The organism is Hahella sp. NS-SX17, assembly GCF_057367735.1.
Genome location: NZ_CM170632.1, coordinates 2,892,440 through 2,913,667, shown reverse-complemented (window position 1 = coordinate 2,913,667; position 21,228 = coordinate 2,892,440). Strand labels below are relative to the sequence as shown.

21 protein-coding genes are annotated in these 21,228 nt (G+C 52.8%); 16 read left to right on the top strand and 5 right to left on the bottom strand.

What is annotated here, in order from left to right:
* Positions 1-2 precede the first annotated feature (2 nt).
* Positions 3-650: an HD domain-containing protein gene (locus AC2IBB_RS13240; protein ID WP_486333307.1), complete on the bottom strand. Its 648-nt coding sequence runs from the start codon at positions 648-650 to the stop codon at positions 3-5.
* A 287-nt stretch (positions 651-937) separates the two neighbouring features.
* On the opposite strand from AC2IBB_RS13240, the gene AC2IBB_RS13235 reads away from it, so the two are divergent.
* From AC2IBB_RS13235 to AC2IBB_RS13215, 5 genes are all read left to right on the top strand, one after another.
* On the top strand, positions 938-2,353 hold the full coding sequence (locus AC2IBB_RS13235; RefSeq protein WP_486333306.1) for a sigma-54 interaction domain-containing protein: 1,416 nt from the start codon (positions 938-940) through the stop codon (positions 2,351-2,353).
* A gap of 366 nt (positions 2,354-2,719) precedes the next feature.
* Positions 2,720-3,793 carry a TRAP transporter substrate-binding protein gene (locus tag AC2IBB_RS13230; RefSeq protein WP_486333305.1) on the top strand — a complete coding sequence of 358 codons (1,074 nt, stop codon included), beginning with the start codon at positions 2,720-2,722 and terminating at the stop codon, positions 3,791-3,793.
* Between the two features lie 191 nt (positions 3,794-3,984).
* A complete protein-coding gene (locus tag AC2IBB_RS13225) occupies positions 3,985-4,686 on the top strand; it encodes a TRAP transporter small permease subunit (RefSeq protein ID WP_486333304.1) in 702 nt (233 codons plus the stop codon).
* Between the two features lie 4 nt (positions 4,687-4,690).
* Positions 4,691-6,049: a TRAP transporter large permease gene (locus tag AC2IBB_RS13220; protein ID WP_486333303.1), complete on the top strand. Its 1,359-nt coding sequence runs from the start codon at positions 4,691-4,693 to the stop codon at positions 6,047-6,049.
* A gap of 13 nt (positions 6,050-6,062) precedes the next feature.
* A complete protein-coding gene (locus tag AC2IBB_RS13215) occupies positions 6,063-7,739 on the top strand; it encodes an acyl CoA:acetate/3-ketoacid CoA transferase (protein WP_486333302.1) in 1,677 nt (558 codons plus the stop codon).
* A 30-nt stretch (positions 7,740-7,769) separates the two neighbouring features.
* Here AC2IBB_RS13215 and AC2IBB_RS13210 read toward each other — a convergent pair whose 3' ends face one another.
* Positions 7,770-9,545, bottom strand: a complete 1,776-nt coding sequence (locus tag AC2IBB_RS13210; RefSeq protein ID WP_486333301.1) for a thiamine pyrophosphate-binding protein — start codon at positions 9,543-9,545, stop codon at positions 7,770-7,772.
* Positions 9,546-9,874: 329 nt separating this feature from the next.
* On the opposite strand from AC2IBB_RS13210, the gene AC2IBB_RS13205 reads away from it, so the two are divergent.
* From AC2IBB_RS13205 to AC2IBB_RS13160, 10 genes are all read left to right on the top strand, one after another.
* Positions 9,875-10,357, top strand: a complete 483-nt coding sequence (locus AC2IBB_RS13205; protein WP_486333300.1) for a DUF6484 domain-containing protein — start codon at positions 9,875-9,877, stop codon at positions 10,355-10,357.
* Between the two features lie 67 nt (positions 10,358-10,424).
* On the top strand, positions 10,425-10,886 hold the full coding sequence (locus AC2IBB_RS13200; RefSeq protein WP_486333299.1) for a DUF4150 domain-containing protein: 462 nt from the start codon (positions 10,425-10,427) through the stop codon (positions 10,884-10,886).
* 27 nt (positions 10,887-10,913) lie between these two features.
* The gene (locus AC2IBB_RS13195) at positions 10,914-11,972 is read left to right on the top strand and encodes a DUF2169 family type VI secretion system accessory protein (RefSeq protein WP_486333298.1); all 1,059 of its coding nucleotides are present in this window, start codon (positions 10,914-10,916) and stop codon (positions 11,970-11,972) included.
* Positions 11,973-11,976: 4 nt separating this feature from the next.
* Positions 11,977-13,344 carry a hypothetical protein gene (locus AC2IBB_RS13190; RefSeq protein WP_486333297.1) on the top strand — a complete coding sequence of 456 codons (1,368 nt, stop codon included), beginning with the start codon at positions 11,977-11,979 and terminating at the stop codon, positions 13,342-13,344.
* Positions 13,345-13,356: 12 nt separating this feature from the next.
* A complete protein-coding gene (locus tag AC2IBB_RS13185) occupies positions 13,357-14,472 on the top strand; it encodes a hypothetical protein (RefSeq protein ID WP_216739473.1) in 1,116 nt (371 codons plus the stop codon).
* On the top strand, positions 14,469-15,311 hold the full coding sequence (locus AC2IBB_RS13180; protein WP_486333296.1) for an AHH domain-containing protein: 843 nt from the start codon (positions 14,469-14,471) through the stop codon (positions 15,309-15,311). Before AC2IBB_RS13185 ends, AC2IBB_RS13180 begins: the two co-directional genes overlap by 4 nt.
* Before the next feature lie 54 nt (positions 15,312-15,365).
* Positions 15,366-15,947 (top strand): imm11 family protein, encoded by a 582-nt coding sequence (locus AC2IBB_RS13175; RefSeq protein ID WP_486333295.1) that lies wholly within the window; start codon positions 15,366-15,368, stop codon positions 15,945-15,947.
* 7 nt (positions 15,948-15,954) lie between these two features.
* Positions 15,955-16,536, top strand: coding sequence for an imm11 family protein (locus AC2IBB_RS13170; protein WP_486333294.1), 582 nt, complete (start codon positions 15,955-15,957; stop codon positions 16,534-16,536).
* A 7-nt stretch (positions 16,537-16,543) separates the two neighbouring features.
* Entirely contained in the window at positions 16,544-17,125 is a 582-nt protein-coding gene (locus AC2IBB_RS13165; RefSeq protein WP_486333293.1) for an imm11 family protein, read from the top strand.
* A 33-nt stretch (positions 17,126-17,158) separates the two neighbouring features.
* Positions 17,159-17,935: a hypothetical protein gene (locus AC2IBB_RS13160; RefSeq protein WP_486333292.1), complete on the top strand. Its 777-nt coding sequence runs from the start codon at positions 17,159-17,161 to the stop codon at positions 17,933-17,935.
* Positions 17,936-18,078: 143 nt separating this feature from the next.
* On the opposite strand, the gene AC2IBB_RS13155 is transcribed toward AC2IBB_RS13160, so the two are convergent.
* Complete coding sequence (locus tag AC2IBB_RS13155; RefSeq protein WP_486333291.1) at positions 18,079-18,906, bottom strand: proprotein convertase P-domain-containing protein; 828 nt, start codon at positions 18,904-18,906, stop codon at positions 18,079-18,081.
* Positions 18,907-19,576: 670 nt separating this feature from the next.
* On the opposite strand from AC2IBB_RS13155, the gene AC2IBB_RS13150 reads away from it, so the two are divergent.
* The gene (locus AC2IBB_RS13150) at positions 19,577-20,065 is read left to right on the top strand and encodes an Hcp family type VI secretion system effector (RefSeq protein WP_011398068.1); all 489 of its coding nucleotides are present in this window, start codon (positions 19,577-19,579) and stop codon (positions 20,063-20,065) included.
* Positions 20,066-20,224: 159 nt separating this feature from the next.
* Here AC2IBB_RS13150 and AC2IBB_RS13145 read toward each other — a convergent pair whose 3' ends face one another.
* On the bottom strand, positions 20,225-20,503 hold the full coding sequence (locus AC2IBB_RS13145; protein ID WP_486333290.1) for a hypothetical protein: 279 nt from the start codon (positions 20,501-20,503) through the stop codon (positions 20,225-20,227).
* The gene (locus AC2IBB_RS13140; RefSeq protein WP_486333289.1) at positions 20,472-21,197 is read right to left on the bottom strand and encodes a PP2C family protein-serine/threonine phosphatase; all 726 of its coding nucleotides are present in this window, start codon (positions 21,195-21,197) and stop codon (positions 20,472-20,474) included. The genes AC2IBB_RS13145 and AC2IBB_RS13140 overlap by 32 nt, the downstream gene beginning before the upstream one ends.
* Positions 21,198-21,228 lie beyond the last annotated feature (31 nt).

Sequence of the window (21,228 nt, the reverse complement as noted above, 5' to 3'; positions counted from 1 at the left end):
GGTTACGTCCTCTCTTCCCTCTCCCGCCCCGAAAGACGCATCAACGCCCGCGTTAGATTCGCTCTGGCGGCGGACTCTCGCTCTTGTCGGAATCTATCCGTGTGATAGATGTAGGCGTCATTCAGAAATTCTTGCAGCACTCGACGTCGCCCAACGCAGTACTGCGACCAGGGAATGTTTTTGTACTCCTCTCTGATCCAGGCTTCGTATTGATCATACAAAGCGGGAGCCGCGCCCAGCACCGCCAGATCAATATCCACTAAAAACGCGGCGTCCCGACTGTCTGGTTGTGACGGATGGCGAGTGTGCAAAATCAATGCTCGCACCTTCGCCGCCCTCTCGGGCGCTTCGCCCAGCCGGTCCAGCTCCGCCGTCGCGCGATGTGCGCTGTCCGCTTCGTTTTCAGCGCTTCCAATCTGGTATTGAATGTCGTGATACCAAAGCGCCAGCTCCACCGCACGCGGATCGCTCAATTCGTCTGCAATCTTGTCGAGGTGACGCAAACAGGCGCGAATATGGCTCAGGGTATGATAATGACGATGAGGCTCAGCATAGGCGCGACGTAAGCCGTCAAAACAATCCTTGACGATTTCACTGTCGGCGCAGGGGAACAATTGCCGCCAACGGACAAACAAGTCGTCTTCCAGCATTCAAGCATCCTCTATAGAGCAGGAGTTCACGGCGACATCGCCTCAGGGCATCATACCCCGCCAACCAGGTTGCCTGAAAATCTGATCGCAACGTCAGTTTCAGCATCAGTTTGAATAACTGCTCAAACATTGAACTTTTTACCTAAACCATTGTTGTAAACCCACAGTTTCATTGCTTGAGGACCGCTTTCGGAGTATGTTTCCCGGTTAAACGTGGAGTACTTTTTGTTGTCATTCGGTCCCCCTCTTCATGGATAGGATCGGATTAAGAAACGGACGGCGTAGACATGGCAACCTCAATCTCAGACAGTCGGCTTCCCATTGAAGCCCAATTAGCCTTTATCCAAGATAACCCCCTGATGGATCTGCTGGACAGCTTTTGCGAAGGCAGCATCATCGTCGACCAGAAAGCCCGGATTCGCTGGCTCAGCGATAAATACCGCCTACTGCTGGAACTGCCGGAAGACGCCGCCAAATACGTCGGTCGCCCGGTGGAGGAAGCCATACCCAACAGCATGATGCGTCAGGTAGTGGAAAGCGGCCGTCCGATTCTTCTTGATCTCATGCGCATTCGCGGCACCTGGATGGTAGTGACCCGCATGCCGATCCGCGACGACCAGGATCAGGTGATTGGCGGCATTGGCTTCGTGTTCTATAAACAGCTGGATTACATGAAGCCATTGGTGGAAAAGTTCGGCCGTCTGCGCGGCGTGCCCACCACGGCTGAGAAACAACTGGCGGATATGCGACAGGCGAAATATTCATTCGCGGATTTTATCGGCCAAAGCCCGCCTATTCGGGAACTGATCCGCCGCGCCCGACAGGCGGCTGAGCTGGACACGACCGTACTACTGCTGGGCGAGACCGGCACCGGCAAGGAAGTGCTGGCCCACGCTATCCACCACGCATCGGTGCGCGCGGAGCGACCTTTCGTCGGCGTTAACATGGCGGCGATACCGGAAAGTCTGTTGGAAGCGGAGTTTTTCGGCGCTGCGCCAGGCGCATACACCGGCGCCGACCGCAAGGGACGCATCGGCAAAATCCAGCTGGCGGACGGCGGCACGCTGTTTCTGGACGAAGTCGGCGACCTGTCTCTAAGCCTGCAAACAAAACTGCTGCGCGTGCTGCAGGAACAGGAGTTCGAAGCCCTCGGCTCCAATCGCATTATTCGCGTGAATGTGCGCATCATCGCCGCCACCAGCCGTAATTTGAAGCAGATGGTGGAAACCGGTGAATTCCGCTCAGACTTGTACTACCGCTTAAACGTTTTGCCGATCGAAGTGCCTCCTCTGCGCGACAGAGAAGGCGACGTTGAACTGCTGGTCGGCAATATGCTGCGGCAATTCTGCGACGCCTCTGCATTGCCTTTCCGCAAACCCAATGCGGAAGCGATGAAGCTATTAAAAAGCTATCATTGGCCGGGCAATGTGAGAGAGCTGCACAACACCCTGGAGCGAGCGTTTATTTTCGCCGAGGGAACGGAACTGACTGTAGCGGACTTCGCTCATCTACAGGGGGCCGCCGAGAAAGTAAATCGCCGCGAGGCCATCAAGCCCCTGTCAGAAGCTATGGCGGAAGCTGAACTCAACTTCCTCAAACAGGCGATGTCCGCCTGCAATGGCAACCGCTCAGCCAGCGCTAAAGCACTGGGCATATCCCGAGCCACTTTTTATGAAAAGCTGCAGAAGCATGAGTTGATTTAAGCGCCTTCAAGCGATTTTCCCAACCCAAAACGCTATATCGGGGGGATCATGTCGAATACGACTGGCGCACTGACGCAGATAAACTTGTACAAATAATTTTATATCTAACCTCCCCGCCCATTTTGTCCGGACGACCATACAATGTCTGAAAATCCGGACGATTTTCTGACCTCATAGACGCCAGCGATTCCAGGCTTGTGTGAAGGCGGCGCAAAGCATACTGTCCGGCTTCTCATACACAGATATGAAAAAAACCTTTTTTCCATATGTATCTATATGAAAAACAAGGAGTTTAAAAGCTGGCCCAATATATGTATTCTGCCTGCCGGTAGTAGTCGGCAATAAAAAGAAATTTAGGGAAATACTATGCATTTACACGGAACCTCATCTCTTTCATCCCGCGCGCTCGCCAAAGTCCTGATTGTCGCCACACTTACTTGCGCAGGTGCGGCGCAGGCGGCCGACAAGATACGCTGGAAAATGCAAGCTGCATACGCCAGCAATTTACCTGCTCTGGGCGACACCATTCCCGGCGTCATGGAATCGCTGAACAAAGCGTCCAGCGGCCGTATCATGATCAAGCACTATGAACCCAACAAGCTGGCGCCCACACTGGATATCACCGAAGTCGTCAAAAGCGGAAAAATCGAAGCCGGCTACACCTGGCTGGGATATGACCAGGGCCGTATTGCGTCTTCCGTCCTCTTCTCTTCCGTCCCCTTCGGCATGGAGCCTTGGGAATACATCGCCTGGTGGTATGAAGGCGAAGGCCGCCAGATGGCGGAAGACATCTATCACCGCGACAACATTCATCCCCTTCTGTGCGGCCTGACCGGACCTGAGACCGCAGGCTGGTTCAAGAAAGAAATCAACGGGCTTGAAGACGTAAAGGGCTTGAAAGTGCGTTTTGCCGGCATTGGCGGACAAATCATGCAGGATCTGGGCGCTTCCGTAACCGTACTGCCCGGCGGTGAAATCTTCCAGGCGCTGGAGAAAGGCGCCATCGACGCGACGGAGTTCTCTCTTCCCGCCGTCGATCAGAAACTGGGCTTCAACAAAGTAGCCAAATACAACTACTTCCCAGGCTGGCACCAACCGCACTCCGCTTTTCACTTGGTGGTTAACAAGAAGGAATGGGACGCCATCTCCGAGAATGACCAGGAGATGATAAACCTGGCCTGTCAGGCCGGCGTTACTCGCGATCTGGCGCGTAGCGAAGCTATTCAGGGACGCGCCATGGAGCAATTGGAGGCTGACGGCGCCGCCGCACGCAAATTGCCGGAAAGCCTGCTGCGCAGCCTGCAGGAAGTCACCAAAAAAGTGCTCGATTCAGAAGCCGCCAAAGATGCGGACTTCAAGAAGGTATACGAAAACCAGCTGGCCTTCAGCGCGCAATATAAGCGCTGGAAACAGCTGGGATATCTGCCGCGCGACTTCTAAGGCTGTCAGCCGGACGTTGCGCAGCTTTTCTGATTTCCTTGAGGTAAGCAGTACCCATAGCGTTCTAGGGTGTCGCTACGACACTTTGTGGGGGCCCGGCCCCCACCTTTTTCGGCTGGAGGCCATCCCATTCCGCCAAAGGGACGCCCGTTTTATAGCCCGCAGTAAGAATAATAAACAGGAGTATCCTTATGCAGGCGCATCCTATTAAGGCTGAAAGCGCCAACATTGACGCACTGGGCAGCGCTTCATCGCCTCAAGGCGAGCTATTGCGCTATCACGACCCGGCTGCATCCCGGCAGGGCGACGTCCCCTCCTCTCCTCATAACACTCCTTCTCCCGAGTACAGCGCTGAAGCAACCAGCTTCCCCTCGCCAAACGGCCTGCCGCACACCCGCCTGTCCGGAATTCTGGACGCCTTCGTGCGCCGAGTCGGCGAAGTCAGCGCCTGGATCTGGCCCATATTAATGCTGGTGATCATGACCAATGTGGTCATGCGCTATTTCTTTGGCGAGGGACGCATCGAGTTTGAAGAACTGCAGTGGCATCTATACGCCGTCGGTTTCCTTACCGCCCTGGCGTATTGCTATCAGTCTGACAATCATGTGCGGGTTGACGTCGTGCATGAACGCCTTTCCCTGACTACCCGGTGCTGGATTGAGTTATTCGGCATTCTGTTTTTACTGACCCCCTTTCTTGTATTGCTGACCTATTACGCCTTTCCTTTCGTTTATGGCGCCTGGCTCAGCGGAGAGCGCTCCCTGTCTCCCGGCGGACTGCCTTACCGGTGGGCGATCAAAGCAGCGCTTCCCATCGGTTTGCTGCTCCTATCTATCGCGACGGCTTCCCGACTCAGCCGCGTGTTCGTCTATCTATTCCTGAAACAGAGGTAATGCGATGGAGCTGAATGAAGTCCTGGCCATCGCAATGTTCGCCACATTTATTGTCCTTATCTTCTCCGGTTTTCCCGTCGCCTGGCTATTGGGCGGAGTGGCGGTTCTATTTACCGGCGTCGCCTTGTTCGCCGACAATTATCTGGATGCATTCGTCGGCATCGACTGGGATTACGCCGCACTGTCGGTAGACCGAATATGGGGCATCATGAACAACTGGGTGCTGGTGGCGTTACCCATGTTCGTCTTTATGGGGCAAATGCTCGACCGTTCAGGCGTTGCTGAAAACCTGATGAATGACATATCCAAACTGTTCGGCCGTATGAACGGAGGCGCCGCCGTCGCGGTGGTGATCATAGGACTGTTGCTGGCCGCATCCACCGGCATCATCGGCGCATCCGTCGCTTTATTAACTCTGCTGGCGCTGCCGGTGATGCTGAAAAATCACTATCAATCGGAACTGGCGGTGGGCTCGGTCTGCGCTGTCGGCACCCTGGGAATTCTCATTCCTCCCAGCATCATGCTGGTGATGATGGCGGACCAGTTGGCCATGTCCGTTGGCGACCTGTTTCTCGGCGCAGTAATGCCCGGCGTTCTGCTGGGTTCCGCGTATATTATCTACATCGTCGCCCGCGCCGCTTTAGACCCAGACATCGCGCCAGCCGCCAAGGACGCCGAGCCTCTGAGCGGACAAGTCGTCTTGGCGGCGCTGCGCTCCATCATGGCGCCGGCGTTATTGATCCTGGCGGTGCTGGGCTCCATTTTCTTCGGCCTGGCGACCCCCACCGAAGCCTCCGGCGTGGGCGCGTTCGGCGCCACCTTCCTGGCTTGGCGCAACAAAAAGCTCAATGTAAATATGCTTCGCGACGTCTGCCGCCAAACCAGCAAAACCACCGCCTTTATCTTCGCCATCCTGATCGGCGCGACAGCCTTTTCCCTGGTGCTGCGAGGTCTGGGCGGAGACGAACTGATCGAGAGTGCGCTGACCGGCCTGCCCTTCGGACCTCAGGGCGTCATTATCTGTATTCTGGTCTGCGCGTTTCTGCTCGGCTTTTTCCTGGACTGGATCGAAATCACCCTGATCATCCTGCCGCTGGTGGCGCCAGTAGTGCAGCAACTTGGTTTTGATCTGGTGTGGTTCACGGTCATGTTCGCCGTCTGCCTGCAAACTTCCTTTTTAACGCCGCCGGTAGGTTTCGCCCTGTTTTACTGCAAAGGCGTAGCCCCGCCGCAAATCAAGGTAGGCACGCTGTATCGCGGCGTCACGCCCTTTATTTTCCTGCAACTCGCCGCCCTGGTGACCGTATTCATGTGGCCGCAAATCGTCACTTGGCTACCCCAGCAGGCTTACGCCACCCCATGACTCCGAGGTTGTTATGCACCCGAAAGTAATTAGTGCTGAACAAGCAGCTTCTTTGATTGAAAACGGACGCACCGTCGCCACCGCAGGCTTTGTCGGCATCGGTTTTCCGGAAAGCCTCGCCGTGGCGTTGGAAAAGCGCTATTTGGATACGCAGGCCCCACGGGACCTGACGCTCGTCTATGCAGCGGGGCAAGGCGACGGCAAGGAGCGAGGATTGAACCATCTGGGTCATGAAGGCCTGGTGAAGCGGGTCATCGGCGGACACTGGGGGCTGGTGCCGAAGCTCGGCAAACTGGCCTGCGAAGGCAAAATTGAGGCGTACAACCTTCCCCAGGGCGTCATCACTCATTTGTATCGGGATATCGCCGCTGGCAAACCCGGCGTCGTCACCCATGTCGGCCTGCATACTTTTGTCGATCCCAGGTACGACGGCGGACGCATCAACGACAACACTCCTCCAGGTCTGGTAGAGCTGCTCAATCTGGCGGGACAGGAATACCTGCTGTACAAAGCTTTCCCCATCCATGTGGCGTTGTTGCGCGGTACAACCGCCGACCCCAAAGGCAATATCACCATGGAGAAAGAGGCCATGCCTCTGGAAAGTCTGGCCATCGCCCAGGCCACCCACAACAGCGGCGGTCTCGTCATTGTTCAGGTGGAAAGGCTGACCGCCCGCCACAGCCTGCATCCTTCCCGGGTGCGCATCCCCGGCATATTGGTGGACAAAGTCGTGGTGGCGCCGCCCGAACACCATCAACAGACGTTCGCGGAAAGCTATAACCCGGCTTACAGCGGTGAGATCAACCTGCATCTGTGCGACCACAAAGCGGAACTGGATATTCGCAAACTGATTTGCCGCCGCGCGGTGATGGAACTGCGCCCCGGCGCTATCGTCAATCTCGGTATCGGAATGCCCGAGACTATGGCCACCGTTGCGACGGAAGAGGGACTGATGGATGAAGTGACATTGACCATCGAACCCGGCGGCATCGGCGGCTTTCCTGCTGGCGGCCTCAGTTTTGGGGCGGTGATGAACGCTGAGGCGATCATTGATCACCCCTCCCAGTTCGACTTTTACGACGGCGGCGGCCTGGATCAGGCGTTTCTGGGGATGGCGCAGATGGACAGCGAAGGCAACGTTAATGTCAGCCGCTTCAGCCAGCGCATGTCCGGCGCCGGAGGTTTTATCAACATTAGCCAGAACGCCAAGGAGATATATTTCCTCGGCACGTTTTTAGCGGGCAATTACAACATCCGCATCACCGGCGACGGCCTGGAGTTCGGCGGCGCAGACGCCACCATGAAACTGGTGCGGCAAGTCGAGCATCTCACATTCAGCGGCCGCTATGCTCTAGAGCGTGGCCAGAAAGTCACCTACATTACGGAACGATGCGTTTTTCGTCTGGGGGCCGACGGCCTGGAGTTGACCGAAATCGCTCCCGGAGTGCAGATCGACAGAGATATTCTCGCCCACATGGGATTCCGGCCGCGCATCTCCCCCAAGCTGAAAATCATGCCCATAGAGCTGTTTCGCAACGGACTGATGCACTTAACACTGCCGTTCTCCGGCAGCTCATCCCCCCCGGAGATTTCCCCTCTCCCTCTGGGCGACGCTTGTGGGGAAGCAATTGGCGAATCCCTTGAGCGCCGTTACAGCAGCCCCCTTAATGCAGCAGCCTCAAGGGATTGAACGGGTCGTCGATGACCTTGGCGCCCTTAATCAAACCGATATTGAGCCCTTACGGAAATCTGAATGCTCCAGGATAGCGTTGATCAACACCGGCCGGCCTTGTCGCGCCAGCGCTTTCGCCTCTTGCAACACGGGAGCGATATCGGCGCGCCTATCCAGTAGAAAGCCAACTCCGCCATAGCCCTCAGCGACTTTATGGTAATCCGTGCGGCGCAACATGACGCCAACGTCATCCTGTAAAATTACCACCTGATCGCGAGCGATCTGGCTCCAGCATGCATCGTTGCCAACGACGGCGATCACGCCGACGCCATGGCGCGCAAACGTATCAAATTCCGCCAGGGAATAGGCGCTGGAGCCATCGCCGTAGATCAGCCAAAGCTCAGCGCCCGGTGACGCCGCCGCTGCGCCCAAAACAAACCCGCCGCCAACGCCAAGGGTTCCGAAAACGCCGGGGTCAAGCCAGCTCAAGGGTGATCGAGGACGCAGGGTATAAGCCGCCGTAGCCACAAAGTCGCCGCCGTCAGCGATTATTACGCTCCTTTCATCCATCGCTTCGTCGATCTGCAACAACAGATCCAGAGGATTAATGAGCGTCCCTTTCACCCCCGCCTGGGCTTTGATGTCGTCCTCCCTTTTTCGATCTCTGTCGCGCAACGTCTCCAACCATTCAGCCTCCCTTCGCCTCGCCTCTCCGCGCGTTTCGGCCAACTGCAGAAGGAAAGAAGCCGGGTCGCCCCACACGGGAATCGTAGGCAGGCGATTTTTGAACAGATCCTCCCGCTGCGCATTCACCGACACCAGCGTGGCGTTGCGGGAAATATGAGAGCCATAATCCAGACGAAAATCACAGGGCGTTCCCGCCAGCAGCACCCAGTCCGCCTCTCTTAACGTCTGTTTACGATGGTGTCTCAGTTGCAGTGGGTGGTTCGCCCCCAACAGCCCCCGCGCCATCCCCGAGAGATAAACAGGCGCACCAAGGGCCTCAATCGCTGAAGCAAGCTTGTCCGCCTGCTCTGGATGGCGAAGCGCCTGCCCACCGATCACTAGCGCTGGCCGTTTCGCCTTGCGCAGCGTGGGCGCCGCCAGGCTCGCCATTGACTTATTCTTGGCCGCATCGATCAAGTCCAAAGAAACGTCCGTGGCCGTATGCCGCAGAGCGCGCAACGTATTGCGCTGCGGCGTATCCTGAGCGCCTTTGAACATCTGCTCCGCGTGAAAACCTAAATACCATTGCACTGCCTTACCGCCAAGACTGCTTTTCCCTTGCTCTCCGCCTTTCACGCCATACCATTCTCTCACCACCTGCTCCGGATAAAGCAGATCGATAGGGAGTTCAACGAATATGGGTCCGGGCGCGCCAGCGCAAGCCACTCTGAACGCGTCTTGCAATGTCGGGGCGATGTCGCGAACTTTATCCACCGCGAAACACTGTTTGACCGTGGTTTCCAACAGCCCGGTCTGGTCAATATCCTGTAATGACCCGCGCCCACGCAACACCGTGGCGCTGGCGCCGCCGATCAATATCAGCGGAGACTGCGCCATCTGCGCATTCTTCAGGGCCGTTACAGCATTGGTGACCCCGGGGCCCGCCGTCACCGCCGCCACGCCAGGCATTCCAGTCAAGCGCGCATAGGCGTCGGCGGCGAACACCGCGCTCGCCTCGTGTCTGGCGTCAATCACCTGCATTCCCGCCTTGCGACAACCGGAAAGTATGGGTGAGATATGCCCGCCGCATAGGGTAAACAAGGCGCCAACGCCATGCTCCAACAAGATCTCCGCCACCAAATCGCCACCGTGTTTCATAAGCAAGTCCATTTCCTGTTCTATTTCTGGTAATTATTTCAAGAACCTTAAACCAAGGGATCTCAGCTGACCAACTCAAACTGGCGGAGAGCTCCGCTCGGCCTTATGGCGGTAGTAAGGCGGGATAGGCTCATGTATCCTTGAGTTTCGCTCGATTTTATACCTGATTCGCCAATCCCTGGTTGCCGGCAACCTTTTATAGCAAGGGATTTGGGCCGATGGATGGAATGTTTTTTTAACCGTCGCCATAAACTGCGTGACGGTTTTCAACGTCGAATGGCGCTTGAATATTAAGTTTATTTTCAACACCAAAGGAAAGAGGCGCGACCATGGGTGCAGTCAACGAATTATTTGAATCCGTAGCGGAAGCCGCCGCCACGCCAATTATTGGAAAACTGGTGGAGGTGGACGCTAAAGGTCGCGCATGGATTGACTTTCCCGGCAACAGCGAAGGCGCGCTACTCGCCAAAACCACCATCACCCTCCCTCCCAGCCAAGCCGTTCCAGGCCAACAATTGCTGATGTTATTCGAAGGCGGGCGCAAAAAATCACCCGTCATTATCGGCGTCGTCGGCGAAGCGCTTGTGCCCAATGAAAGTCAGACCGTTGTGCTGCCTGTTGGTAAGACAGATGGCGCCGTTATAGATGGTAAAAAAGTACGCTTCGACGCACGCGATGAGATTCAATTGGTGTGTGGTAAAAGCAGTATCCTGCTGCGGGCTGACGGCAAGGTTGTCATCAAAGGCAAAGATATTTTGAACCGCGCGATGTCCTCCAACAAAATCAAAGGCGCCAACGTAGCCATTAACTAAGAAGGTTGCGTCGAAGGCGACGCTGGGCGAATATACACGAGATTTCAAGAGATTAAGGAATATAGCAATGGGCGTTACAGTCGGCGTAAATCATATGTCCGTGGTGCACAAGGACAGCGGTGGAGTAACCATCTGTTTCCCGGATGTCTGTAAAACCCCCACACCGGGCGGCCCTGTTCCGATTCCCTACCCCAACATCGCGATGTCCAGCAACTCGGCCAAGTGCGCCAAAAAGGTCAAGTGCGACGGCAATCCGGTGTGCCTGAAGGATTCTAATTTCTCAACCAGTACGGGCGATGAAGGCGGAACAGCGGGAGGCGGCGTCGCTTCCGGCACAATCAAAAACAAAGCGGATTTTTCCATGTATTCCTTCGACACGAAGTTTGAAGGAAAAAACGTGCCGCGCGCCTTTGATATCATGCTTCATAACAAAATGAATACGCCGCCTTTCCCTGTGCTGCAAAAACCCATCATAGCGATGCCGATCACCGAAAAACCAAAGTGCATCATTTGCAATAAAGAACTTTAATCTTCGGTCAGTGAATAACGATCAACAATGCCGCACCCGGAAATAACCAATAAAACCCCTTTTGTTGTTGAGCCCCTTTACCTGAATGATGAAGAGTTCGTCCCCGTCCTGACGCTAGTTGTGAAGGCGACTTATGACATCGTCGGCAACCAGCAGCTACGACTGGCGGACGAACAGGCGCCGCTATGTTTAGCTGGCGAATACTGGGGCGAACCTGGCGAGTCCAGCCTGAAATACGAGCCTGAATGCGTCTACTTTAAACCTGCCGCCGATATTGTTCTGATTGGCCACGCCTATCCTGAGCGAAAAAACGACGCCAGCGTCAAAGTTGGCATCCGCGTGGGCCCGGCAAGAAAAATTGTGCAAGTGTTCGGAGACCGGCAATGGACAATGGGACCTTCCCACCCCATCGCCACCGCTCCTGCGCCCTTCGAGAAAATACCGCTGATCTACGAGCGCGCATTCGGCGGCAAAGATCCCCGTGGCGACGATGGCGAAAAAATCAGCCAGGAGTCCCGCAATCCCATGGGAGTGGGTTATCGCGATCCGCTGGAAGATTTCGAAGAAGGCGTTCCTCTGCCGAACCTGGAGAATCCAGACGATCTGATTCGCGCCTACAATGATGCGCCTGCGCCAGTCGGTTTCGGCTTTATCGAAGGCCACTGGGAGCCGCGCATCAAGTACGCAGGCACCTACGATGAAACCTGGGAGAAAACACGCAGGCCCTTGCTTCCTTTCGATTTCAATAAGAGATTTTACAACGCCGCGTCACCAGGCCTGGTGTTGGACGGCTATCTGGCAGGCAACGAGGAAGTCACCATAGTGAATGCCTCCCCACGCGGCCGCCTGCAGTTTTTCCTGCCTAACCTGCCAGCGCCGGAATGTCACGTGCAGCTTCAAGGCGGAGCCGGCGTTCTTAGGGACAAAGGCGAACTGGATACGCTAATCGTCAACACCGACGAACATAAGGTGTTCCTGATCTGGCGCTGCGTCATACCGCTTAACGGCGGCTTTAACAGCGTAGCGGAAATAAACGCCCAGATCCCCGGCGTTGAAGTCATGAAACATGTGAAACTGGAGTCTTAGATACATGGGAGCAGGACCTCTAAACTTCGCTCCTGTAGATGAGTTTTGTCGTCAGCTATATTTGGAGCACCTGGAAGAAGCGTCTTTTCTATACAACAGCTATCTCGCCTGGAGAAATGACCCGGAAATAACCTGGAGAGATCTTCAAGATCTCGAAGACCGGTTGGATGCGCATATTTTCGCGCTCACATCAGGCGGGGACGCGGCCAAGCAGACCTGTCTGAAGCATTTGTCAAAAGCCGACTCAGGCGAGATCTACGCCATCGCCAGATTTTTCTGTCAGGCTCATGACGGGCAATGCATTTCTCTGTTGTGGGAAACCTTGCTGAAAGGCGTCGACGATGAGCTTGAGGAAGAGTCTGAAGAGTATGACAAGATAACCGCCGTCGCACGCGCGTTACGCCAGGACTACCCTCAAGAATGGCGCATCAAGCTGGCGGCGATTTTGGAAACCACTCACCATAAGTTGTTCCCAATCATCGCGTCCGCTGTAGCGATCACCCGCAAAATGTCAGACAAAGGCGCAAAAAACCTTCTTGAGAACATGCCTTCTCCCTTTCTTTCAAGCGCGCTTGAAAATGTGGCGGAGAACCATACGACAAGCCACGCCAAGCTGCTTTATCCGCTGCTGGAACATGAGTCCGCCGCAGTGCGGCAGTTGGCGGCGGTGGGCATGTTGCGACTCGGCGAAACCCATGTCCTCCCTCAGTTGCTCAATCAGCCGCTGGCGTTTGCGATCCCTATTGCTCTGGCCGGAATCAGACAGCAAATGCAGATCGTTCTGCAGGCCATCAATAAAAAAGAGCTGAATATCGACCTGATTGCCGCGCTGGGCATCAGCGGCGATCTCAGAGCTGTGAACTTTTTATTGCCCGCTCTGGCTGACGATGAGCTGGCATACCACGCTGCGCACGCATTGAATCTCTTGGTCGGCGCCAATCTTTACGAAGAAGCCTTTCATGAAGAGCGTTTTTTTGAAGAAGATCTGTTTGATCATGAAATTGCGGACTTTAAGAACGGCAAGTCTCCCCAGCATCCAGGCGGTCGCCCCTACGGCGAGAACATAGAGCAGCTCTCCCGGGACCCAGGCAAATGGCGGCAATGGATGCTCGACAATGAAAGCCGATTTGATCCGGCTTTACGCTACCGTTATGGGGAGCCCGCCAGCCCGCAAACTATCGGCAGAAGTTTAGCGAGCCCGCGTACGCCCGACTTCCTGCGTCGCTGGATTCAGTATGAACTGTGCATCCGGTTCGGACTCGGCGCGCCGTTCTCGGTAGAGAACCCCGTCAAACAACAATATAGACAGTTATCCGGCATCGCCCAGTGGGTGCAAGAGCACGGATCAGCCCATACTCCAGGACAGTGGTAAGAGAGCCTTCCTATGAGCACCCCACAGGACTTTAATACTGAGCTTCCTATCGCCGTCAGCGAAGTCGGCGCGATCACTTCCGTAGGAAGAGGCATGCAGGACAGCTTCGCCTCGATCCTCGCCGGCATGTCCAGAAGCACTGAAGTGAGCGGGTTTAAGGTGTTCGATGGCGATGAGCACGACATGGTTCCGTTAATCGGGCACCCGGTCGCCGCAGTCACCGAGGGCTTTTCCGCCCTTGCCCGCTGGCGCCTGTTGGCGGACCACGCTCTGGGCAATCTTATCCAGCGTGGTAAAACGCCCGGAGCCAAACTGACTCAGACGCCCACCGGCTGTGCAATCGTCTTGCCGACCCTGGAAGGCGACCGCTTCTACTATGACCGCAGAATACGCCCTCCTTACAGCTCTGAAAGCCTGCTCAGCGGCTTGCTGATCAAGCACGGACTCAACATCCCGCTGGAGCAACGGGGATATTTTTGCAGTGGCCATGCCGGGATCGGTGAGGCAATTCTCGCTTTAAAAAGTAAAATGGAAGCTGGCGCGATTCACCGGGGCATTATCATAGCCGTCGACTCGATGCTGGATGGCTTCTCTCTGCTTTGGCTGAACGAAGCCGGGCGTCTGAAAACGCCTGACTCCGCCCACGGCCTGGCGCCGGGAGAGGCGGCAGTGGCTCTGATTCTGGAGCGGGCCGACGCCCTGCAGCAACGCGGGGGCAAGCCGATGGCCTGGCTGAAAGCCACTGCCTGCAGCGAAGACGATTATGGATTCTGGCAAATTGGCCGCACCCAGGGGCGCGGATTGATCAATGCGTTGAATCAAGCCATGCAGAACTTCGGGCCGGACTTCCAGACAGAACTCTATACCGATATTAACGGAGAGCACTGGCGCAGTACTGAGTTAGGCATGGCGATTCCCGGTTCATCAATTGGACCAAGCCTGGCGGGCGGATTCAAAGCGGTGGCGGAGTCAGTGGGCGAAACAGGCGCCGCCAGCGGCGCGCTGAATATCGCCATCGCCGCCCAGGCATTAGCCTTGGGACAATCCCAGGCGCCCTACGCGACGATCCTGTCCAGCTCGGATTACGGCGACACCTGTGCGTGCATATTACAAAAGGCGATGTTATGAGCAAAAAGCAAAAGTCAGAAGGACCTCATGAGTGTTACACCGATGGCTATGGCCCGCACAAAACGGTGCAAGGCATGGAGGGCGGTTCTTGCCTGGCTCGCCATGAACAGTCTTACAAGAAAAACAACAGTTGCTCTTATCGTTGGCAGGGCGTAGAAAAAGCCAAAACGAAACCCGGCTGCGACGCCTACAATGCACACCCAAACACAAAATATCACATCACAGGCAGAGGAACCGGCCCCGTCGCCACCTCCAACCTGTCCAACTACACCAAAGACGGCAGCGGCCACGACGGCGTAGCGGGCGAAAGTTTCACCAGCAAAAAAGGCGACGCATTCACGCTGGTGGAAGTGAATAACTTCACCACCGGCTTCGCCCCTTACGGCAACCAGGTGCATCACATAGTTAATATTAGTTCGGTAAGAAACGGTATTGAAGAAATAGCTAAAGACCTACCCGACCTTAGAGTATTGATCGTTAATGGTTTGTTGGATGAAAAGTACAATATTAACTATAAAGACAACAGCCTGATACTGCCGACACAAAGAAGCGCTTCAGCTAAAACCGGCCTTCCCTCTCACTACGGGAGCCACCCTTCTTATAGCAAGGACATATTGCAGCATGTGAAGCAGGCTTTGCAGCCCTACAAAAAAATCGCAAATGAAATGAAAAAGAACAAGCCTCACAGCAAACCCGACCCCGTAGAGCTGAAGAAGAAATTAGAAGACGCATCAAAGAAACTTTATAAAGAAATTATGGGAGATGCGGCGGCTAATCGGGCAAAAGCTAAAGCAACAAAGATTAATGATGTATCGCCAAAAAGCTTGCTGGCCCGTTAAAGCTATAGACCTTCTTCCAATCTACTTTAATACTCTCAATTCCAAGGAAAGCATATGAAATACTTTCTGTTCGATTTCTTAGGCGATAAAAAAGAAGAAAAATACTGCTTTACTTCCAAAACTCCTGATGGCGGCATTGACTCGTACGACCTAATCGCAGGGTTTCGCTTGTCGGATGAATACCCTGATGGCATAGAGGAAGTAACACTGAGCCTGGAAGACCAATTTCCAGGCGTTGAGCTGGCTTCCTTCATCGGCAATACAGATAAAATGCTCGCTTTCAGCAAAAAAGCCGCCACGCTCATCACTTCGATGAGCGAGTCTGAAATAGAAGTAGTTCCCTTTATCCTCTATAACCAGAAAGGCAAAGTACATAGCACAGACTATGTCTTCCTTAATCCAGTTGGAGATAGAGACTGTATCAATTGGAAAGAATCTATCTGCACTCGTGACTCCGAGGGAGATATCTCTACCTACGACAAAGTTGTCTATTCAAAAGCAAAATTAAATGAAGCGCCTCACATATTCAGAGTGAAAAATCATATTGGATACTGTTTGTTCAGCGAGGAGCTGGTCAAAGCCCTACTGGATGCAGGCCACACAAACTTAGTATTCAAGGATATTGAAGTCGCCTGATTTAAGCATGAAATACTTTCTCTTTAATTGTTTAGGGAACAGAGATAAAGAAGAGTATTGCTTTACAGTAAAAACACCTGATGGCGGCATTGACTCCTATGACCTAATTGCAGGATTCCGCTTGTCGGATGAATATCCAGATGGAATAGAAGGCGTCACCTTAAGCCTTGATGATAAGTTTCACGGTTTAGAGCTTGCATCCTTTATTGGAAACGCCTGCAGAATGCTTGCGTTTAGCGTATCAGCCGCTCAAATAATAACGTCCATCAACCAAGCCGAGACTGAAACCGTCCCCTTTACGCTACTCAATAGCAAAGGGAAAATGCTCAGCAAAGATTACGTATTTGTAAATCCTGTAGGAAGTTGGGATTGCATAAACTGGAAAGAGTCACTTTGTGAAACAGATGCACAAGGAGACATAGAGTCTTATGATAAACTTGTATTTTCCAAGGACAAGCTAGTGGGCGCGCCACATCTCTTTCGCGTAAAACACAAGACCTGTTTATATTTATTTAGCGAAACTCTTGTTAAAACATTACTAGACGCTGGCCATACAAACTTGGTTTTTAGCGAAATTGAATTCTCTTAACCAGGTAATGAAATACTTTTTATTTAATCCATTAGGCGATACAGGCAACGAAAGCTATTGCTTTACTTCCAAAACACCGGACGGAGGAGTTGACTCCTATGATTTAATCGCCGGTTTCAGACTATCTGATGAATATCCAGATGGTATTGAAGATGTTTATTGGCGTCTTGGTGATAACTTTGTAGGACTAGAGCTTGCATCTTATATCGGAAACACGCACAGAATTCTCGCGTTCAATAAAAGCGCAGCAAACCTGATAACATCAACTGCTCAGTCTGAGATCGAAATCATCCCATTTACCTTATTGGACTATAAAGGAAAGGTACATAGCAGAGAGTATGTCTTCATCAACCCAGTAGGTTCCATTGACTGTATTAACTGGAAAGAAACAGTTTGTAACCGTAGAAAGAATGGTGACGTAAGCAGCTATAAAAAATTAGTCCTTAGCAAAGAAAAATCCGATGACCTCCCTCATATATTCCGCATTAAATATTTGACCGCTGAATATATATTCAGCGAAACTCTGGTTAATGCATTACTAAATGCCGACCATACAAATTTGGTTTTTAGCGAAATTGAAATCCATTAAGATAGAGCAAGCCAAAATTACGGAACCTTTATTATGAGCTCACCCTACCTCGAAGATTATAAGGAAAACGCAGAGTACGAACTGGAAATAGCCCTTCCTATCGCAATAAAAGAAACTCTGACCAACATGCAGGCGCAATCGGTATGCATGTACTTTCGGCAGCGAGGCGCATGCGAATTACTGCTGACCGGTGAGCCAGACGCCTTGTATGTCAACCTGATGCAAAGCGCCGCATTACATCAGCACTACCTCCACTTTGCGCCGGAGAACGACAAAGTCACCAGCCGGGCGATGCCTTTCTATGACGCCATCGGCGGAGGTTATTGGGAGTGCGCGGAAGATATCGCAAAACATAGTCGCCTGACCTGGAATCAAAAACATGAGCTGGAAGAGGACTTTCTTTTTGTCCTGTTCATCATCAAACACTTTTTCCTTGGCGCAGACGAAGAGGAGTGTAGGAGCATTATTGAACGTCATGACGAAGCAGCGGAAGGCGCAGACTCAGAATACAGAGATGTTTGCGAAGCTTTTCTCGACGAAGACAGCGATGCGTTGCATGACGCCATCTGCGCCCTATTGGATGTGCGGGCGGCGAGGCTGGATAAAATGGCCGAAAATGAGTCGCTTCCTGATGAGATATTGGCCTGGTCCCGTTATTTTTCCATTGAAGCATTCGCCTTGCTGCGTTTAGCGGAGAAAAAAGGGATAAAGACGGCAATAAACTACTCTCAAATCCCAGAGGTCGCCAGAAAGTCTCCTGGGTTTAAGTTTGAGCCCGACTCCTGGAAGTCTCTGCATTTTGCGCCTTAAAATTGCTACGGCATTAGATTGTTTTTCAGCGAATACATGAGGGCTTAACAGCCCTCATGATACACACTCATCCAGTAAACCCAATCACCAGAGCCCCTTCGCCTTTTAAATCAGAGTCAGGCTTGCGCTGCGACCTGGGCGATCTACTCGACCGTGACACTCCAGCTATCCAGAATCACGGGCGCTTTATAGGTTTTACCATACCCCATGATGGTCAATGTCCAATCTCCCTGAAGCTCTGCCAGATCCATCGGACCGATAATATATTGTTTGCTGACGGAGCCCTCCCCCGTCCCCACTTTGCCGGTATAGCGACCCAACTGAGTTCCAGAAGGACCCGTCAACACAGCATTCACATACTTTATATCAAGGAAGTTCAAGGTGACGGCGACGCTTTGCGCATTATTCTCAAAAGGCACATTTAACTTGAACTGCTTCCAGGCGCTGCCCTCTGCTCCACGATCAATACGACTGGCCTTATCAAAGGTATAAATAGAAGGGCTATCACTTTGGTCGTCGCCGTCGCCATTTCCGGTCGTCTGCTTGCCATCGTCGATGGTAATGCTCCATTTATCCAGAGTGACTGGCGCGTCCAGGCTTTTACCATACGCCAGGATGCGCAACGTCCAGTTTCCACTGACCTCGGGGATTGACGTATGGTCAATCACGTACTGCTTACTCAAGGACCCCTCTCCCGCGCCAACGACGCCAGCGAAGCGCCCCACCATCATCCCACTAGGATCTGTCAGCACGGCGTTAATGGATTTAGCGTCAGTTAAATTCAGGTTCACGCTGATGCTCTCTATGCTATCCACATAAGAGACAGGCAATACGATCTCTTTCCAGGTCGCAGAACCCGCATTGCGATCAATGCGAGTTGGAGCGTCGTATTGAAAAGTGTCAGCAAGCGCCAGAGGAGCCAAACTCAGAGCCGCTAGGGCCGGCAGCAACAATCTTCCCAGTAACGCCATAGGATTCTCCCAATTATAGATAGGTAGCCCCACGACAAGCGACGCTTGCTAAGAGCCTGTTTACACTGGAAAAAGAATACTAAAGGCGCACAACAACAGCACTCCTGCAAACACCCTATCAGCGCTGGTCATAGGTACTACGCAAAATGGAGAAATTCGCTTCGTTGAGAGTGGCGGAGTAAAAGTCTACCGAATCCACGCCAAATTTTGTTAACTAGATCACGTTAGCTCAAAAAAAGAAGGCGAAATAGGAAACCGAGTCGCTGGGCTTTCATAGAAGAATTCTTATTAATTAGTGTCAGAGTGACTTAATAAAAATGGTGTCAGAGTTAACCCAAGCTGATCCTCTTATATATGTATCTACGGCGAAATCATAAGTACTTTAATGGTGCCAGAGTGAGGCGAATATACCATTTATTTATCATCCAGAGTCGCATTAGCCGCAAGCTTTAAATAGTGTCAGAGTCGTTTTAATTTATTGAAAAATATGGAATTTTAGCCTTGAAGATCAAAGTATATCCGCTCATACTGCAACCACGCTTTAGGTAACCCGATGCAGTAAAAGCGATAGAAATTTTCTGAAAAAAATTTTGAAGGGTTTCCAAAATCTTCGACGCTTTAACTCTCGAAGATGAATTAAAACAGATAACTCAACTAGAGGAATTTCAACATGGCAATTTACATGAACTACGACGGTCTGAAAGTTAAAGGCAACGTTACTGCTGAAGGCTACAAAGACTGGATTCGTCTGGACAGCTTCCAATTCGGCGTTGGTCGTCACATCACTATGGAAGCCGGCCACATGTCCAACCGCGAAGCTACTCGTCCTAGCATCAGCGAAATCTCCGTTTCCAAACTGATGGACACCGCTTCTTCCGGTCTGTTCAAAGAGTCTCTGACTGGTACTGCTGGCGTTAAAGTTCTGGTTGATATCGTTCGCACTCAAGCCGACAAAATCGAGAAGTACGTTTCCTACGAAATGGAAGACGTAATGGTAAGCAGCTACAGCGTTTCCGCTGGCGCTGAGTCCGCTCCGGCTGAGTCTATCTCCCTGAGCTTCTCCAAAGTAACTATGTCTTACACTGCTGCTGACAAGAAGCACGCTGGCAAGACTCCAGAGCGCGTTGGTTACGACCTGGAAGCTGGCAAAAAGATCTAATTTGGATCTGGGTCGCTCCTTCGCGAGCGACTCGCCAAGCAAACAAAAAAGGCGAGTGGGATTTCCCCCTCGCCTTTTTTGTTACAGGTGAAATATATAACTGATTAGCTCAACCCAAGCCGCCTCATGACGGATCAGGTTCAAGCAAAAAGCTAAATGTTAGTGCAGAATAAAATAGAAACCTGCGACGCCAGCCGCAACACAACAGGACGCCACCAGCGTCAATAGAATATTCCTAAAGCGGGATTTGGTAATCGCTGAAACCTTATTGACGTGCGCCCTCTCCTCCAAAAGCTGCTCCAAGGCTACACGTCTCAGACGACGCACTTCCCCACGACCAATCTGCCCCTTTAACTGCTGATGATTGATACTCATCAGGTCAGGATGCAGCTTACTCCCGCACCCCTCAGTGCGCTTGGAGGGCGATAAAGGTGACATTATCTTTCGCGTCTCCGTTTAAAGTTTCAGTGAGCAATGCATCCGCCGCTTCGCTTAGGCTTCTAATTTGCATTGCTTTCGCCAGGCCAGCCTCTCCAACTTCGTTATACAGACCATCCGTACAAATCAAAAATCGATCGGAAGGCTCAACCAGAACTGCGTTAACGTCAACACACAGATGCTCATGCACGCCGACGGCCCGAGTAAGCATATTGCGAAAGCTACTTTGTTCCGCCTGTGCGGGAGTCATATCTCCCTTATCAACCAGCTCTTGGACCTTACTATGATCGTGAGTAATACGGTGCAGCTTGTGGTTCCGCATCAAATATACTCTTGAGTCGCCAGCCCAGACAGCAACCGCTACGCCGTATCTAACAAACAGACAGGCTACCGTTGAACCAACCTTACTGCCGTTAAGCTCATGCTGCGCATAAGCCAGCAAATCGTCATTGGTTTTGATGAGCGCCTCTTCAATTTGCTCAACCACGTCAACCAAATAGGCTCGCAGCGGCAGATGGTCAAGTTGCTCCACTATTTTCTGACTGGCGACTTCGCCTGCATGGTGGCCTCCCATTCCATCCGCCACCGCCCACAGTCCACCCGCATCCCGGGCCAGCGCAGCATCTTCATTATGTTTTCTTACATTGCCCACATGCGTGCGCAGCTCAGACTTCCAGTTAAGGTGGTTCGCCATGAAAATTACAACTATTCACAGGTCGCCGAAC